Annotated in this window: 19 protein-coding genes; 1 reads left to right on the top strand and 18 read right to left on the bottom strand. The window is 69.6% G+C overall.

All coding sequences use genetic code 11. The annotated features are described in order from the left end of the window. Positions 1-249: 249 nt before the first annotated feature. Positions 250-399: a type II toxin-antitoxin system HicB family antitoxin gene (locus tag Taqua_RS13800; RefSeq protein ID WP_144326528.1), complete on the top strand. Its 150-nt coding sequence runs from the start codon at positions 250-252 to the stop codon at positions 397-399. Between the two features lie 59 nt (positions 400-458). Here Taqua_RS13800 and Taqua_RS09995 read toward each other — a convergent pair whose 3' ends face one another. The 18 genes from Taqua_RS09995 to Taqua_RS09910 form a co-directional block, all read right to left on the bottom strand. Then, a complete protein-coding gene (locus tag Taqua_RS09995; RefSeq protein ID WP_132961287.1) occupies positions 459-743 on the bottom strand; it encodes a P-II family nitrogen regulator in 285 nt (94 codons plus the stop codon). A 6-nt stretch (positions 744-749) separates the two neighbouring features. Further along, on the bottom strand, positions 750-1724 hold the full coding sequence (locus Taqua_RS09990; RefSeq protein ID WP_144326527.1) for a sodium-dependent bicarbonate transport family permease: 975 nt from the start codon (positions 1722-1724) through the stop codon (positions 750-752). Between the two features lie 50 nt (positions 1725-1774). Continuing rightward, positions 1775-2605: a S1 family peptidase gene (locus Taqua_RS09985; RefSeq protein ID WP_144326526.1), complete on the bottom strand. Its 831-nt coding sequence runs from the start codon at positions 2603-2605 to the stop codon at positions 1775-1777. Between the two features lie 3 nt (positions 2606-2608). Further along, positions 2609-3268: a BMC domain-containing protein gene (locus Taqua_RS09980; protein ID WP_132961284.1), complete on the bottom strand. Its 660-nt coding sequence runs from the start codon at positions 3266-3268 to the stop codon at positions 2609-2611. Continuing rightward, positions 3265-5628 (bottom strand): nitric oxide reductase activation protein NorD, encoded by a 2364-nt coding sequence (locus Taqua_RS09975; RefSeq protein WP_144326525.1) that lies wholly within the window; start codon positions 5626-5628, stop codon positions 3265-3267. Before Taqua_RS09975 ends, Taqua_RS09980 begins: the two co-directional genes overlap by 4 nt. A 16-nt stretch (positions 5629-5644) precedes the next feature. Next, the gene (locus Taqua_RS09970) at positions 5645-6586 is read right to left on the bottom strand and encodes a CbbQ/NirQ/NorQ/GpvN family protein (protein WP_144326524.1); all 942 of its coding nucleotides are present in this window, start codon (positions 6584-6586) and stop codon (positions 5645-5647) included. Positions 6587-6609: 23 nt separating this feature from the next. Beyond that, positions 6610-6852: a hypothetical protein gene (locus tag Taqua_RS09965; RefSeq protein ID WP_144326523.1), complete on the bottom strand. Its 243-nt coding sequence runs from the start codon at positions 6850-6852 to the stop codon at positions 6610-6612. After that, the gene (locus Taqua_RS09960) at positions 6849-7460 is read right to left on the bottom strand and encodes a ParA family protein (protein ID WP_144326522.1); all 612 of its coding nucleotides are present in this window, start codon (positions 7458-7460) and stop codon (positions 6849-6851) included. The genes Taqua_RS09965 and Taqua_RS09960 overlap by 4 nt, the downstream gene beginning before the upstream one ends. Further along, the gene (locus tag Taqua_RS09955) at positions 7457-7726 is read right to left on the bottom strand and encodes a 4a-hydroxytetrahydrobiopterin dehydratase family protein (RefSeq protein ID WP_144326521.1); all 270 of its coding nucleotides are present in this window, start codon (positions 7724-7726) and stop codon (positions 7457-7459) included. Before Taqua_RS09955 ends, Taqua_RS09960 begins: the two co-directional genes overlap by 4 nt. A gap of 21 nt (positions 7727-7747) precedes the next feature. Further along, positions 7748-8179: a ferritin-like domain-containing protein gene (locus tag Taqua_RS09950; protein ID WP_144326520.1), complete on the bottom strand. Its 432-nt coding sequence runs from the start codon at positions 8177-8179 to the stop codon at positions 7748-7750. 26 nt (positions 8180-8205) lie between these two features. Next, positions 8206-8544: an alpha-carboxysome major shell protein CsoS1 gene (csoS1, locus tag Taqua_RS09945; protein WP_144326519.1), complete on the bottom strand. Its 339-nt coding sequence runs from the start codon at positions 8542-8544 to the stop codon at positions 8206-8208. 69 nt (positions 8545-8613) lie between these two features. Beyond that, the gene (gene csoS1 / locus Taqua_RS09940) at positions 8614-8910 is read right to left on the bottom strand and encodes an alpha-carboxysome major shell protein CsoS1 (RefSeq protein WP_132961276.1); all 297 of its coding nucleotides are present in this window, start codon (positions 8908-8910) and stop codon (positions 8614-8616) included. A gap of 51 nt (positions 8911-8961) precedes the next feature. After that, a complete protein-coding gene (locus tag Taqua_RS09935) occupies positions 8962-9279 on the bottom strand; it encodes a carboxysome peptide B (RefSeq protein WP_144326518.1) in 318 nt (105 codons plus the stop codon). A 4-nt stretch (positions 9280-9283) separates the two neighbouring features. Then, complete coding sequence (gene csoS4, locus Taqua_RS09930) at positions 9284-9538, bottom strand: alpha-carboxysome shell vertex protein CsoS4 (RefSeq protein ID WP_144326517.1); 255 nt, start codon at positions 9536-9538, stop codon at positions 9284-9286. Positions 9539-9561: 23 nt separating this feature from the next. Continuing rightward, the gene (locus Taqua_RS09925; protein ID WP_144326516.1) at positions 9562-11115 is read right to left on the bottom strand and encodes a carboxysome shell carbonic anhydrase; all 1554 of its coding nucleotides are present in this window, start codon (positions 11113-11115) and stop codon (positions 9562-9564) included. A gap of 36 nt (positions 11116-11151) precedes the next feature. Further along, positions 11152-13062 (bottom strand): alpha-carboxysome scaffolding protein CsoS2, encoded by a 1911-nt coding sequence (locus Taqua_RS09920; RefSeq protein ID WP_144326515.1) that lies wholly within the window; start codon positions 13060-13062, stop codon positions 11152-11154. A 69-nt stretch (positions 13063-13131) separates the two neighbouring features. Beyond that, the gene (locus Taqua_RS09915) at positions 13132-13452 is read right to left on the bottom strand and encodes a ribulose bisphosphate carboxylase small subunit (protein WP_144326514.1); all 321 of its coding nucleotides are present in this window, start codon (positions 13450-13452) and stop codon (positions 13132-13134) included. A gap of 42 nt (positions 13453-13494) precedes the next feature. Beyond that, positions 13495-14916, bottom strand: coding sequence for a form I ribulose bisphosphate carboxylase large subunit (locus Taqua_RS09910; protein WP_144326513.1), 1422 nt, complete (start codon positions 14914-14916; stop codon positions 13495-13497). Between the last annotated feature and the right edge of the window lie 118 nt (positions 14917-15034).

Genomic DNA, 15034 nt, shown 5'->3' with positions numbered 1-15034 from the left:
GCGTTCTTGTGCAGTCGAACCATCATGACTTTTGCCTCCGTAGTTCCTCGATCAGCTCACGCATCGTCTCGCGACCTATGAATAATGCACGACGTCGCGGATCAATGCAATCGTCCGGGACCTGACACCTACACCTTCTAGCGGCAAGCGTATTTTGACGGTAGGATCGGTCGACATGTTTCAGTCGATCCTTAAAGGGCTGGTGCTCGGGGTGTTTCTGGCGCTGATGCCGCTTGCGGCTTTTTTGCTGTGGCTCGGCAGCGTGTGGTCTTCGAAGGCAAGGTCGAGAGAATCAATATCACCCTGCCCAGCCGCCTGCCGGCACGCGTCGGTGAATATGCGCGCGCGCACCACATGACATGCTCGGGCTTTCTGGCTGGCGTTGCAGGCCCGCTATGACACCGAGGCGGCGATGCGCGACCACGGCGAGGCCATTGCGCGTATTGCGCCGCTGGCGCTCAGTTGAGCACTTCGACGTCGCTGCGCACCACCAGCAACCCGTAATCGCGGTCAAAGGGTTGCAGCGCGTCCATCAAGCGGTCGCTCAAGGCCAGGTCGCACATCACCTCAATGCGCACGTTGGCGCTCATGCGCCAGTTGCCGCTGCGCACGCCGTGGGTGCCACGGCCGCGGCAGTCGCTGACCGTGTAGCCGACAATGCCGAGTTTGTCGAACTCGCGGATCACCAGCGGCTCCAGCACCGCCTCGCAAAAAATCGTGACCAGTTTGTAGGCCTTGGCCATGGGGGATCAGCCCGGTAAGAAGGTGCGGGCCATCCACACGTAAATGGGGATGCCCACGAACAGATTGAATGGGAATGTTACCCCAAGCGAGGCGCCGATGGACAAGGCCGGGTTGGCCTGCGGCACCGCGATGCGCATGGCCGCCGGCGCGGCGATGTACGAGGCGCTGGCGTAGAGCGTGGCCAGCAGCGCGCCGTTGCCCGCCGAAAAGCCCAGGTAGCGCGCGGTGGCGATGCCGACGCAGGCCGACACCAGGGGCATCACCATCGCAAAGCCGACCAAAAACGCCCCGTACGAGCGAAACGCGGCGATGCGGGACGCTGCCACCAGCCCCATCTCGAGCAAAAACAGCGCCAGCAGGCCCTTGAACGCCTCTTTGAACACCGGTGCGATCGGCTCGTAGCCCTTTTCGCCGGCGGCGTAACCGATGATCAGGCCGCCGATCAGCAGCAGGATGCTCTTGCCGAAAAAGACCTCGTGCGCCAGCCGCCCCCAGTGGATGCGCGCCAGCGCCGCCAGTCCCCCACCCTGCCCGTCGCGCTGGTCACCCAGCCGGGCCAACACCACGCCCAGGATGAGCGCGGGCATCTCCAACAGCGCCAGGTACACGACCATGTAGCCGTCGTGCTGCCACTGCCGCTCCATCAGCGTGGCCACCGCCACCGAATACGTCACCACACTGACCGAGCCGTAGTGCGCCGCGATGGAGGCCGAGTCGTAGTGGCTGAGCCGCCCGACGAAGCGCAACACCGGAAAGGCGATGACCGGGATCAGCATCCCCGCGGCCAACACGATGGCGCTGCTGCCCACGAGCTGCCCCAGCGGGTACTTGGACAGCTCCACGCCGCCCTTGAGCCCGATGGCCAGCAACAGGTAGATGGACAGCGCCTCGTAGATCGCGGCGGGGATTTTGAGGTCGGACTTGCTCAGGCCGGCCAGCAAGCCCAGCAGAAAAAACAGCACGATCGGGTCAAACACCATGGTCGTCTAGCACCTCGTCGGGGCAGGTTAGGGGTCTGGCACCTGCGCGCTCATCCTTGCCAGTGGCGCAGGTAGTCGTGCAGCAGCTCGCGCACGGCCTGCGCCTTGATCACCAGACCCAGATCGATCATTTCGCTGCCGGTGGCCTGCAACGATGTGCTGGCCGGCACCGGCGCGGGCGACAAACGCAGCGATTCTTCCCGAAAAAACACCGCTGCGACGACACCGGCCAACCACAGGCCGCTGCCGTCGGCGGCGCGCACGAACACCGGCGAGCCGCTGGAGCCAGGGTACACCGCCGCGTCGATCAGAAACTCCGCCCGGCCCTCGAAATCCACCGCCGGCGGGGTGGCCGTGGTGCCACGGCGCAGTATCGGCAGCGCGTTGACCTGGTCCCACACGCCGCTGGGGTAGCCCACGAACCACACTTCTTCGAGCGCGTCGAGGCTTTGCAGGCGCTCGGCGTCGGCCAGCGCCGCCGTGTCGATCGGCTCCACGTACAGTTGCGCGCCTTGGGCGGCGGCGGCTTGTTGCAGCGGCTGCAGCGGCAGCACCGCCAAATCGACCTGCGGGTCGGGGTGGCGGTGCCACGCTTCGCTGAACTCGTCGATGCGCACCTCGAAGCGGCTGCCCAACAGCGGTTGCCCCTGGTGCGCCAGCGCAAAGACCAGCGCCCCGCGCACGACGTCGTCGACCAGGTGCCGGTTGGTGACGACGAACGCGGTGCGGCCACGCGCGTGCACGTGCGACACGACGAACGCGGTGCCGGTGCCGCTGCCGCCGTCGGCCATCTCGGTCTCGACGCGCACGGTGTGAAACAGCAACCGCTTGGCCGGGGTGTCGACGGCCCAAGGGTTGCGTGCCGACGTATCGTAGGCCATGGTTCACCCCAGTGTGACGGTGCGCGCCTGACGGTTGATCTGCGCCACGGCACGCTCGGCCGCGGCCAGCGCTTCGGCTGCCTCGGCCTCGCTGCCCATCATCATCAGGCGGCCAAAGTTGCCAAAGGGCTTGACGTCCACCAACGTGACGTTGGCCGCCTTTTCGGCTTCGTTGGCGGCGTAGACGACGTAGCCGGCCGGCTCGCACTCGAAGATGAACAACGTTTTGCCGGGCAGCAGCATCGAGCCGCGGCGCAACTGCCGGTTGATCAACGTGGCGTGATCGGGTGTGACGGCGCGGATATTTTCGGCCCAGGCCACGCGGCACGGCAGCCGGTCTTCCAGCCGGGCGCCGAGCTGCTGCAGGATGATGTCACCCGCGGCCAACACCTCGCTCTGGTTGCGGTAGTGGATCTCCATCGAGCCAAAGGCGCGCTCGACCACCTGCTCGCCCATGCGCACGTTGGTGGCCTTGAGGGCAATGTCGCTGAGGCGGTGCACGGCCATGCCCGGGGCGACCTCGATCCACATGCAGGCGTCGCCTGGCACCGGCAAAAAGCCCTGCGACGACGTGCCCAGGTACGACGCCAGTTGCGGCTGCAGCGCGTCGATGAAGACGAAGGTGCGCAACTGCACACGGGCACGGTCGGCCGACGGGCTCATCGCGTCAACCCCAGGTACAGGGTCGGCAGCACCTCGGGCAGGCGCTGCACCCGCTCCACCACGGTGTAGTGCCGTGGGCCAAAGATGCGCTGCACGTAGGCGTCGGCGTGGGGGTCCAGCGTCAGGCAGTAGCTGACGATGCCGTCGCGCCTGAGCTCGTGCACGGCCCGCTGCGCGTCCAGCCGCAGGTACTGGGGGTCGCGCACGTCAATGTCGGCCGGCTCGCCGTCGGTCAACACGAAGACGATTTTTTTGCGCTGCGGCTGGCGCTTGAGCTGCTGGCCGGCATGGCGCAGCGCCGCCCCCAGCCGCGTCGAGTACGCCCCTTCCAAGCCGGCCAAGCGGGCTTTGGCGGCGTCGCCCCAGCGCTCGTGGAAGTCCTTGACGCGCAGGTAGTGCACATCGTGGCGCCCGTCGGAGCGAAAGCCGTGGATGGCGAAGCGGTCGCCGATACGCTGCAGCGCCTCGGCCAGCAGCGCGGCGGCGCTGCGCGTGAGATCCAGCACCGTGTGCTCGCTGCCGCGCACCGGGTCGTTGGCCGAGGCCGACAGGTCCAACAGCAGCAGCACCGCCACGTCGCGCGTGTGCAGGCGGTGCTGCATCATGATGCGCGGGTCGGGCTGCTGACCCAGGCGTAGGTCCACCCAGGCGCGCACGGCCGCTTCGACGTCGAGCTCGTCGCCGTCTTCGACCTTGCGGATGCGCTGCAGGCCCTGCGGCGCCATCGCTTCGATGAGGTGACGCAGCCGCTGCACGATCGGTCGGTGCTCGGCCAGCAGCGCCTCGATGCGCCCGGCCTCCCCCGGCTGGGCGTGGCGTTCCAGCACGGTGACCCAGTCGGGGCGCTCCAGCTGGATTTGGTAGTCCCACTCGGGGTAGTGCACGGGGTCGGCCACCGGCGGGCGACCCAGCAGCGAGTTGATGGTCACACCTTCTTGGTCGAGCCAGAACTCGGTGGGCAGGATCCACACTTCCTGGGCGTCGTCGCCGGCGAATTCGACGTCGACCTCGTTGACCATTTCCATGATGTTGACCTTGCGGCGCACCTGCTGCTGGCGCGCCCAGGTGGCCGCCAGCGCCACCGATTCGTCGTACGCGCCGCTGGCCCAGATGGCACGGTTGTCGTCGCGGTAAGGGGCGCGCTGGCCGTCGAGCCGCGCCGAAAAGGCCGGCCAGCCCTCGGCCGCGATGCGCGCCCGCAAGGCTTCGGCCAGCTCGCGGCCAGTGGCCAGGCTGCGCTCGGGGTCGTCCAGGTCGGGCCAGGCGGCCAGCGCTGCCACGCCCTGCTGCACCCAGGGGTCGGTGTCGGCCTGCGCGGCCGCGGGGTCGAGCCACGCCAGCGCCAGACGGTTGATCAGGTCCCCCGCGCGGGTGGGCGGGTGCACCGGCGCCGGGTGCAGCACGCGCCACTGTTGGCGCAGTTTGGGAAAGCGCTGCAGTGCCGCAGCCTCCACGCGCGCGTCCTCGGTCAGCTCCACCACGGCTTTGGTCAGCGCATCCAGGCCCTCGTCTGGCAGCGGCGCGCGCGCAAACACCAGGTGCGCCGCGGCGTGGTTGGCCGCCGCGCGGTACACGTCCAGCGCCGGCACCACGGGCCCGCCGTCACCCTGCGGGCGCAGGTCGTCGTAGGCGTCGGCAATGTGGATGACGTACTGTTCGATGTAGGGCCGCAGGCCCTCGCGCGATTCGAAGTCGCCGGCGGTCGGACGCAGGAAAAAATCCCGACCCCACAGCGCCCGCAGGTACAGGTTGAGGCGGCGTTGGATGTCGACGAACAGCGTGCCGCGGCGCTCCTGCTGCAGCACGGCCAGCGCGTCCGCGCCCTGCAGGCTGAAGTAGCGCCGCTGGCCCTCGGCGTCGCCGCGGTAGGCCTGCGCGCCCCACTGCACCCAGCGCCGCAGGCCGCCCAGCGTCAGTTGCTCCAGCAGCCGCGGCAGGTTTTCCAGCATCGGGCGCAGGCCTTGGGGCGCTTGCGCCAGCATGATGCCCAGCACGCTCAAAAACTGGCGAAACAGATCCTGGTCGCCCAGCCGCAGGGCAGCCGTGGGCGCGGTCTGCACGATCAGCGTCAGCACCTGCCCCGAGGTCTTCGACGCCATCGACAGCAGGAAGTTGACCAGGTCGGGCAGCACATCCTCGCCAATGGCGCGCGCCAGCGCCGGCATGTGCTGGATGAAACTTACCACCAGTTCCTCACCACGGCCCAGGTGGTGCAGCGCCAGCGCCCCTTTGAGGTAGTTGTCCAGTCCACGCGACGACAGCGCCCGCGCGGCCTCCTGCCACGCGCCGCGCAGCACGTCCTGCGCGCCGTGGGGCAACTCGGCCAACAGTTCGGCGTGGTCGTCGAGGTGGATGGTCATGGCCGTCAGCGTCGGCTCAGAAGTACGTCGTCACGGCGGCGTCGAGCGCGTCGCGCATGTCGGCGTCGTCGGTGATCGGGCGCACCAGCGCCATGCGGCACGCCGACAGCGCCGGCACCCCTTGCGCGATGAGGCTGCCGGCATGGATCAGCATGCGCGTCGAAATGCCCTCATCCAGCCCGTGCCCTTTGAGGTTGCGGGCGCGCTCGGCGATGTGCACGAGCTTGCCGGCGGTCTCGCGGTCCACCCCGGACTCGTGGGCGACGATCTCGACCTCCACCTCGTGCTCCGGGTAGTCGAAATCAAGCGCGCCAAAGCGCTGCTTGGTGGACTGCTTGAGGTCCTTCATCAGGCTTTGGTAGCCGGGGTTGAACGAAATGACGAGCTGGAAGTCGGGGTGGGCTTCGATGACCTCGCCCTTTTTTTCCAGCGGCAGCATGCGCCGCTTGTCGGTCAGCGGGTGGATGACGACGGTGGTGTCCTGGCGTGCCTCCACCACCTCGTCCAGGTAGCAAATGGCCCCGTAGCGTGCCGCCAGCGCCAGCGGGCCATCTTGCCAGCGCGTGCCGCTGGCGTCGAGCAAAAAGCGCCCCACCAGGTCCGACGCGGTCATGTCCTCGTGGCAGGCCACGGTGATGAGGGGCTTGCCCAGCTTCCACGCCATGTACTCGACGAAGCGGGTCTTGCCGCAACCGGTGGGGCCCTTGAGCATCATCGGCATGCGCACGGCGTAGGCGGCCTCGTACAGGGCCACCTCGTCGCCCACGGTGCGCCAGTACGGCTCGCGGGTGATGCGGTAGGCGGCCAGCGGGTCGCTGCCATCGGCTGCCGAGGCCACCGCGGCCGCGGGGCGGGTTGCGGCTGCTGGCACGGTGCCGTGGGCGGGCACGGGCGTCGGGACGGCGCCGGCGCCCTGCTGCGTGCGTGCCGCGTAGAGACGGCGGGTCAAGGTATTCATGGGCTGCGGTGGAATCGAAAGCGTCAATCGGGCCAGACGCGCCGGGGAAACAGCTCGTGCGCGCTGGGCGCAGGGGTGGCGTGGTCCGCCGCCGGGACGGGAGCAGCCGCCGGCGTCGGCGCAGCGGCCGCGCTGCGCGTGCGCCGCGGCGGCTTGGCGGCGGATGCCGACGTGTCGGTCGCTGGCGGCGTGGCGGGCTCGGCCTGGGCGCGGCGCGCCCCGCGCACGCTGGCCACCAGACGTTCGGCGGTGGGGCGGGTGGTCATGATTGCATCTCCTCGATCACGGCTTCGATGTCGGCCACCGCCGCGGCGGCGCGCGGCCCGAGTTGATAAACGCTCACCCCCTGCAGGGCGGCGGTACGGTAGATGGCGCGTCGGCGCACCACCGCCCGCAGCGCCGGCAGACCAAACTCGCGCAGCGCGTCGTGCATCGCGGTGGACAGGGCGCTGCCTGGCTCCAGCTGGTTGATGACCAGCCACGCCCGCAGCGTGGGCCGGCGGCTGCGCTCGGCCTGGATCACGTCAACCAGGCGCCAGCTGGCCCACAGGTCCAACGGCGATGGCAACACCGGCACCAGCACGGCGTCGGCCTGTTGCAGGGCACGCAGCGCCGACGGGTGTTCGACGCTGGGCGGGCAGTCCCACACCAGGTGCGTCACGTCGTCGGCGTGCCAGGCACGCTCGCCCTGCGCCACGTCCCAAGCGGTGACGGTGGCGCACCATTGGCTGGCCGAACCCTGCGGGTCCAGGTCGCCCAGCCGGGTGGGGCCACGGCGCGCCAAAGCGGCGGCCAGTTGCACCGCCAGCGTGGTCTTGCCGGTGCCGCCCTTGGCGTTGAGCACGGCCAGCCGACGCGGCAGGCGTGCCGTCATGCCGCGATGCCCTCGGCCGCCGCCGCGATGCGCTGGGCCAGCGTGCGTTCGGGCTCGCCCAGCGCGCCGTCGGCCGCGGCGATCGTGACGTTGACGTACGTGGTGCCGAAACTGATGTTTTGCGGAGCCAGGCCCAATTCCTCCTGCACCGCGGCCACACGCTCCAAAAACGCGCGTGTGTCGGCGTAGCAGGCAAACGCAAAGCGCCGAAACAGCGCCGGCGGGCGTCCCTGTTCGGCCCAGCCTTCGGGTGTGGTGTCGCTCATGGGCTTGTCCTCGCCATCGTTTCAAGACCCGTCAGGGCCAGGGTGCTGGCTCCAGGCGCGGTAGTGCTGGGCCTCGTCATGCGCCAGCTCGCGCAGCAGGGCCTCGCTGGCGGTGTCGCGCACGCGCCGCGCATGGTCGGCGGCATCCTGGTACAGCACCACCGCGGTTTGTTCCAGTTGCCGGTTGAGGGTGGCAAAGTCGCCAACGCCGCGGCCCAACCGCGCCGGCGCCAGCGCACCCGCCGAGGGGGCCACGCCAAGCTCGATGAGCCGCTGCATCAGGCGCTGGGCGTGCTCGAGTTCGTGCAACGCTTCGCCGTGCAGCTCCTCGGCAAGCTGGGGCTGGCCGCTGAGGCGCGCCAGCACCGACTGCGCCAGGTACTGCTGCACGGCACTGAATTCGTGCTGCAGCGCCCGTGTCAACCACCCCAGCACACGCGCGTCGGCCGCCATGGCAGTGTCTCCGTCGCGCGCGTGGTTCAACTGCGGGTGGAGGTGATCTCGGCGTCGCGGCCACCGCCGGCGGCATCCGGCTTGGTCGGCAGGATGCCTTCGACTTCGCTGTGCACGCGCGCGATGATGTGCGCCGCCACCAGGCCGTCACCGACACGCTCGCACGCGTCGGCACCGGCACGCACCGCGGCGTTGACCGCACCGGTCTCGCCGCGCACCATCACCGTCACATAACCGCCACCGACGAACTGGCGGCCAATCAGCCGCACCTCCGCCGCCTTGGTCATCGCGTCGGCCGCCTCGATCGCCGGCACCAGCCCGCGCGTCTCGATCATGCCCAGGGCTATGCCTGTTGTCGTTGCCATGGTCACACTCCTTGTGTTGGGCCAACCAGCGCCGCCTGCCGCAGGCGGCGGCTGGGCAAACCCCCGCCATCAAACGGTGGGCGCGGTGGGCAGGATGCCTTCGACTTCGCTGTGCACGCGCGCGATGATGTGCGCCGCCACCAAGCCGTCACCGACACGCTCGCACGCGTCGGCACCGGCACGCACCGCGGCGTTGACCGCACCGGTCTCGCCGCGCACCATCACCGTCACATAACCGCCACCGACGAACTGGCGGCCAATCAGCCGCACCTCCGCCGCCTTGGTCATCGCGTCGGCCGCCTCGATCGCCGGCACCAGCCCGCGCGTCTCGATCATGCCCAGGGCAATACCCGTCGTGTTTGCCATTGCTTTACTCCTCGTGGTCACGTTGCTGCTGAAACACCTGAGCCGATCGGCTCACCCCTTGCTCGCCCCGGACGCCTTGCCCGGGGCTCGATGCTCGTCCGCGGCCGCTGGGCTGGCGCCATCGCCTTCGTCCCAGTGGTCGATGATTCCGCAAATCGTCAAATCCGTCATGCACGTCGTGTCGGGCATGGCCAGGCGCGCGGCGCTGCCGGTGGTGGCAAAGACCCAGCGCCCCACCGGCACGCCGACCGGGTCGGTGGCCACCGACAGCGCGCCCTGCGCGCTGCGCACGACGCGCAGGCTGGCCTGTCCCAACCCCGGCACACGCCGGGTGCACACCAACTCGTCGACCACGCGCACGATGTCCATCGCCTCACCCTTCCGGATTCCAGTGGTCGATGATGCCGACGATGGTCAAGTCGGACGGAAAGTCTTTGGAGCCGGCGGCTTCACGCGCCGCCGACGAACCCACACATATCACCCAGTCTCCTGGCACACACCCCACGGCGTCGACCGCGACGCTGCGCGCACCGCCGACTTTTTCCTGCACCACCAACAGCGGGCGGTGCCCAAAGGCCTCGATGCGGTTGGTCGACACCAGGGTTTTTTCCACGCGCATGATCTTCATCGTCGTCCTCGTCCATGCCCGCTTCAATGCCCGGCCACCACGACGTCGTCGTCGATCAGCGCCACCGTCTCGGTGCCGTGGCGGTCGCTGACCGCGACGCGGCAATGCAACTGGCCGCGCGCCTCCCAGGGGGCGTAACGCGCCCGGATGGCCGCCACCACACGCTGCCCGCGCTCGATGGCACGCTGGCGCGCGCCCGGCACCCGGCCGCTGTAGCTGAAGTGCACCAGCACCGGCAACGCCAACCCACGGCGCAGGTTGAGCCCAGTGAAGATCTTGACGCCGACGTCCAGGTCGGCCGCGCCTTCTTCCACCGTGTCCAGGTGCGCGTGGTAGTACTGGTTGCGCAGCTGCAGCGGCGGCAACGCGTCGCCCACGCAGACGAACGCCTCGTCGTGGCCGACGACGGCGTAGCGGCCTTCGTGGTAGGTGATCACGTACTCGATCTGCGACAGGTTGGCCTCCAGCCACAGCGCCGCCAACCGCGCCAGCCCGTCGTCGCCAGGGGCACGCGCCAGCAACCCACCGAGGTCACGCACATGCGCCGCCACCACGTCGTGGATACGCTGGCGTGCGTGCGTGCCATCCAGCCCCAGCGTTTCGCGGTACAGCGTGGCCGCGTCCAAAAAGCGCTCGGCATGCAACTGCCCACGCGCGTCGGGCAGGTGGATGCGGATCGCGTCGAGGTCGGTGTCCACGCCCACCAGCATCACCAGCGGGGCCGCACCTTCGCCGAAGGTGTTATCGACCGCCGCGCGCAGCGCGTGCAGCCGCTCGATCGCCGCGGCCACCGCGCGCGCGTCGTGGCTGCCGTGGGCGGCGCAACCTTCGTGCTGCGGGTGCGACGAGCTGAAGTGGTACACCGCCACCTTCAAGTAATCCAACGTCTCGCCGCCGGCCAGCAGGCCGGTCACCCGCTCCAGCTCACGCTGGGTCCAGTCCTGCACGTCCAGCTCGACGTCGAACAGCGCGCCGGCGTACGCCTTGACGACCACGCCGTCGGACGGCGCCGTGCGCAGCACGAACGGCAGCACACCCTGCAAGCGCCCATCGGCGCAGGGGCTGACGTCGAGCGTGTGCACACCGCAGGCGCGCAGCGTGTCGGCCTGCACCGGCAGGCGCGCGCGCCACGGGGCGCTGTCTTGGTCGCTCAGGCGCACGCAACGGCGGATCGTTTCGAACATCGCGTGGGCGTGCAGCGCGGCCATGTCGACCCCGGCCACCCAGGCGCTGTCCAGCGCCGCCAGCGGCCACTGCATGTCCAGCCGCTGCTGCGCCAACGCCTGGGCGCGCTCGACGAAGTCACGCTCGTGCTGCCAGGCCGACATCGTGCGCAAGGTGTCTTCGATCGCCTCGAAGCGGCCGCGCAGCGTTTGCTCGTAGGCATGCAAGCGGGCGTTGAGTTCCACGTCGACCAGCGCATGGCGACACGCCTGCCCCGCCCCCGGCACGCAGGCCGGGTTGGGCTGCACGCCGTGCCCGGCCGGCAGCAGCTGCGCGGCCGCCGTCAGCCCCTGCCGGGGCAGCGCCGCTGCGTGGCGGCGCTGCATCGCAAGTTGACGTTTGCGCGTGTCCATGGTCGTGGTTCCGTGCGCCCTGCCTAGCCTGCCGCGTCAGCCACGCGCCCCACCGGAGACGGTCACCACCGCGCCGCGCGGCGTGTTGCCGCTGGAGCCGGTGATCGGGCTCATCGGCACGTCGTCGCGTTCGATGGCGCGCAGGTGGCGTGCCTGCGCTCCCAGCGGACGGGGCATGCCGCGCTGCGTCGGGTTGCGCACCATCGCCGAGGTGCCCTCGGTGCCGGTGACGCGCCGCTCGCTGCCCCAGGCGTCGCCGGTGATGCGCACACCCTGCGGCGCCGCGCCCTCACCCGTGACCCGCTGCGCCGCTGGCGCCGCCTGCGTCGCGGGCACCGACCAAGTGGCCTGGGTGGCCGCGCCGTGGCGGAATTCGGGGGTACCGGTGATGAGGCCCTGCGCTTTCATGCCCGGCCCGGTGACGCGCAGTCCCGCGTCGTCACCACCGGCGCTGCCGGTGATGCGCTGGGCGCGCTGCTGCGCCTGCCGCGCCGGCGGCGTGATGCTGAACGTTTGCGGCGGCGGCGCGGCGTCGCTGTGCGCCAGCTCGGGGTAGCGCGTCAGCCAGCGCCCGCTCAGCGTGCACCCGCCACTCAAGTTGTCCGGGCCCACGTAAGGCGTGCCGGTCACCGGCTCACACGCCCCACGCTCGTCACCCGTGATGCGGCCACCGCCCGTGCCCGGACTGTCACCGCTGACGGTGGCCAGCGCAAAACCCGCGTCCAGCCGCCCCACCGTTTCGGCGGCAGCGGCCGCCTGGCGCGGCTGCGCCTCGTCCGTCGACGCCACCGCCGGGGCGGGCGCTTGCAGCGCACCCGCCGGCTGCGGCGCGCCGCGGCGCGACGCCGTGCCGGCACGCAACCCGGCCTGCCCCTGCAGCGCAAACGCGTACTGGGTGCCCGAGATCGGGCGCTGCGCGCCCGCCTCGTTGCCGGTGACCTTGGGGCTGCGGCCCACCGGCGTGCCGGTCACTTCGTTGTCGCCGCGCGACGACATCACGCTGACCTTGTGCGGCGCGCGGGCCTGCACCTGCTCGCACAGCGCCACGTCCTCCGCGGCAAGGTAGCGCGTGCCGGTGATGCCGCGGCAGACCCCCGTCTCGTTGCCGGTCACCTTGGGGTTGAGCCCCGGATGGCTGCCCGTCACCGGGCGCCCGCGCTCGGTGTGGGTCTCGATGACCTTGGGTGGCGCCGGTTGGGGGCGTGTGGCGCACCAGGCCTCGAATTGCTCTTGCCCGATGTACTCGGTGCCAGTGACTTGGCGGCAGGTGCCGGCCTCCATGCCCGTGACCTTGGCGCTGCGCTCGACCTGGGTACCGCTGACGCGCTGGCCTGACAGCGTGTGTCCTTCTTCGGTGTGCGCGGCCTCGCGCACCGCGGCCGAGGCGTGGCGCACGCGGCCGCTGGGCCGCACGCTGGCCGCCGGCTGGGTGGACGCCGCCAGACCCGCCCGCCCGGTCAGCGCCAGCAGCGTGCGGCGCTGCATGGCCAGCTGCCGTCCGGTGGCGCCTTTTTGCAGCGCCTCGCGCCAGTCGCGGTCGGGCATGGTGGTGGCCAAGCGGGTGGCTTGGGCCACGCGCGTCAGGCCGGCCTTGCCCTCACGCGCCAGCGCGGCACGGCGCGCTTGCGCCAGCGCACGCCCCGTGGGCGTCACGATGCGCGGCTGGTCGTCCGCAGCAGGACGCGCTGCGGCCGCCTGCGGCGTGACGGCCGCAGCCAACATGCGCGCCACCCCGTCCTCGGCGGCCGTCGTGGCGCACGCGCCACTGCCGCCGCAGCCACAGCCGCAACCCTGGGCCGCCGCGGCCTGCTGCGGCGCGGCGTCCCGTCGCGCCATCGCGCTGCGCAGCGTCGGCAGCGCCGCGCGCCCCTGCTGCGCCAGGGCCTGCCGCCGCTGGCGCGCCAGCTCACGCCCCGAAAGGGCAGCCTTCACCACCGTCCCGTCCATGGGGGACTCCTTCTCAACGATTGGTCAGACCCTGCTGACGGCCGGGCACACCGGCGCCGGCCGCCCCCATCAGCGGTAGACGACGAACGTCAACCCCTGGCTTTGCGCGTAGTTGTCGTAGGCGACGAAGCGCACCATGTGGTTGGGGAATTCGCGGTGGCAGGCCTCGATCTCGGCCAGCACGGCGTCGACCGATTGCTCGCCAAACATCGGCAGCTTCCACATGTACCAGTAGCTTTCCTTGGCGGGGGTTCCGCGCTCGGTGTGTTCCACCGCGGGGTTCCAGCCCTGCGCCAGCGCGTAGGCGATTTGCCGGCGCACCTGTTCGGGCGTCATCTGCGGCAGGTACGAGAAGGTTTCGAGCTTGAGGGACTGCTTGTAAGCTTGCATGATGGGTCTCCTGACAAGGGGTTCGGTTCCGTGCGGGGGCGATCACTTGTGCTGCACGTCGAGCTTGTCGACGACATCGAACTCGAACTTGATCTCCTTCCAGGTCTCCATCGCGATCTTGAGCTCGGGCGAATGCTGCGCCGCGGCGGTCAGGATCTCCTTGCCTTCTTTTTCGAGGTTGCGGCCCTCGTTGCGCGCCTGCACGCAGGCTTCCAGCGCGACGCGGTTGGCGTGCGCACCGGCGGCGTTGCCCCAGGGGTGACCCAGCGTGCCACCGCCAAACTGCAGCACCGAGTCGTCGCCGAAGATCGTGACCAGCGCCGGCATGTGCCAAACGTGGATGCCGCCCGAGGCCACCGCGAACGCACCCGGCATCGAGCCCCAGTCCTGGTCGAAAAAGATGCCGCGGCTGCGGTCTTCGGGCACGAACGATTCGCGCAGCAGGTCGATCCAGCCCAGCGTCGCCTGGCGGTCGCCTTCGAGCTTGCCGACCACGGTGCCGGTGTGCAGGTGGTCACCGCCCATCAGGCGCAGCACCTTGGTCAGCACGCGGAAGTGGATGCCGTGGTAGGGGTTGCGGTCGATCACGGCGTGCATCGCGCGGTGCACGTGCAGCAGCACCCCGTTTTCGCGGCACCAATTGGCCAGCCCCGTGTGGGCGCAAAAGCCGCCGGTGATGTAGTCATGCATGATGATGGGCGCGCCGATCGACTTGGCGTACTCGGCACGCTTGTACATCTCCTCAGGGGTCGGCGCGGTCACGTTGAGGTAGTGCCCCTTGCGCTCGCCGGTTTCGCGCTCGGCCTTCTCGATGGCCTCCATCACGAAGTCGAAACGCTGCTTCCAGCGCATGAACGGCTGGCTGTTGACGTTTTCGTCGTCCTTGGTGAAGTCCAGACCGCCGCGCAGGGCTTCGTACACAGCGCGGCCGTAGTTCTTGGCCGACAGGCCGAGCTTGGGCTTGATCGTGCAGCCCAGCAGCGGGCGGCCGTACTTGTTCATCAGGTCGCGCTCGACCTGGATGCCGTGCGGCGGGCCGCCGCAGGTCTTGACGTACGCGATTGGGAAGCGCACATCCTCCAGGCGCAGCGAGCGCACCGCCTTGAAGCCGAACACGTTGCCCACGAGCGACGTGAACACGTTGACCACCGAACCCTCCTCGAACAGATCGATCGGGTAGGCGATGAACGCATAAAACGCCGTGTCGTCGCCCGGCACATCCTCGATGCGGTAGGCACGGCCCTTGTAGTAGTCCAGATCGGTCAAGAGATCGGTCCACACCGTGGTCCAGGTGCCGGTGGAGGACTCGGCGGCCACCGCCGCGGCGGCCTCCTCGCGGTCCACGCCGGGCTGCGGCACGATCTTGAACACCGCCAGCAGGTCGGTGTCCAGCGGGGTGTAATCGGGCATCCAGTACGTCTGGCGGTATTCCTTGACGCCGGCTTTGTAGGTCTTGACGGCCATGCTCACTCCTCGGGTATCGTTGGTGGCGGTTGCGTTGTCCCGTCGTGACGGGACTGAGGCGAATCATAGGCACGACATTCATTTTTGAAAAGTAAAATATTTAAAACGTTTTGTTTTA

Origin of the sequence: Tepidimonas aquatica (genome assembly GCF_007556585.1) — a bacterium.
In the GTDB taxonomy this organism is placed as follows: domain Bacteria; phylum Pseudomonadota; class Gammaproteobacteria; order Burkholderiales; family Burkholderiaceae_C; genus Tepidimonas; species Tepidimonas aquatica.
The sequence above is the reverse complement of the archived record's forward strand: the minus strand, read 5'-3'. Positions and strand labels throughout refer to the sequence as shown.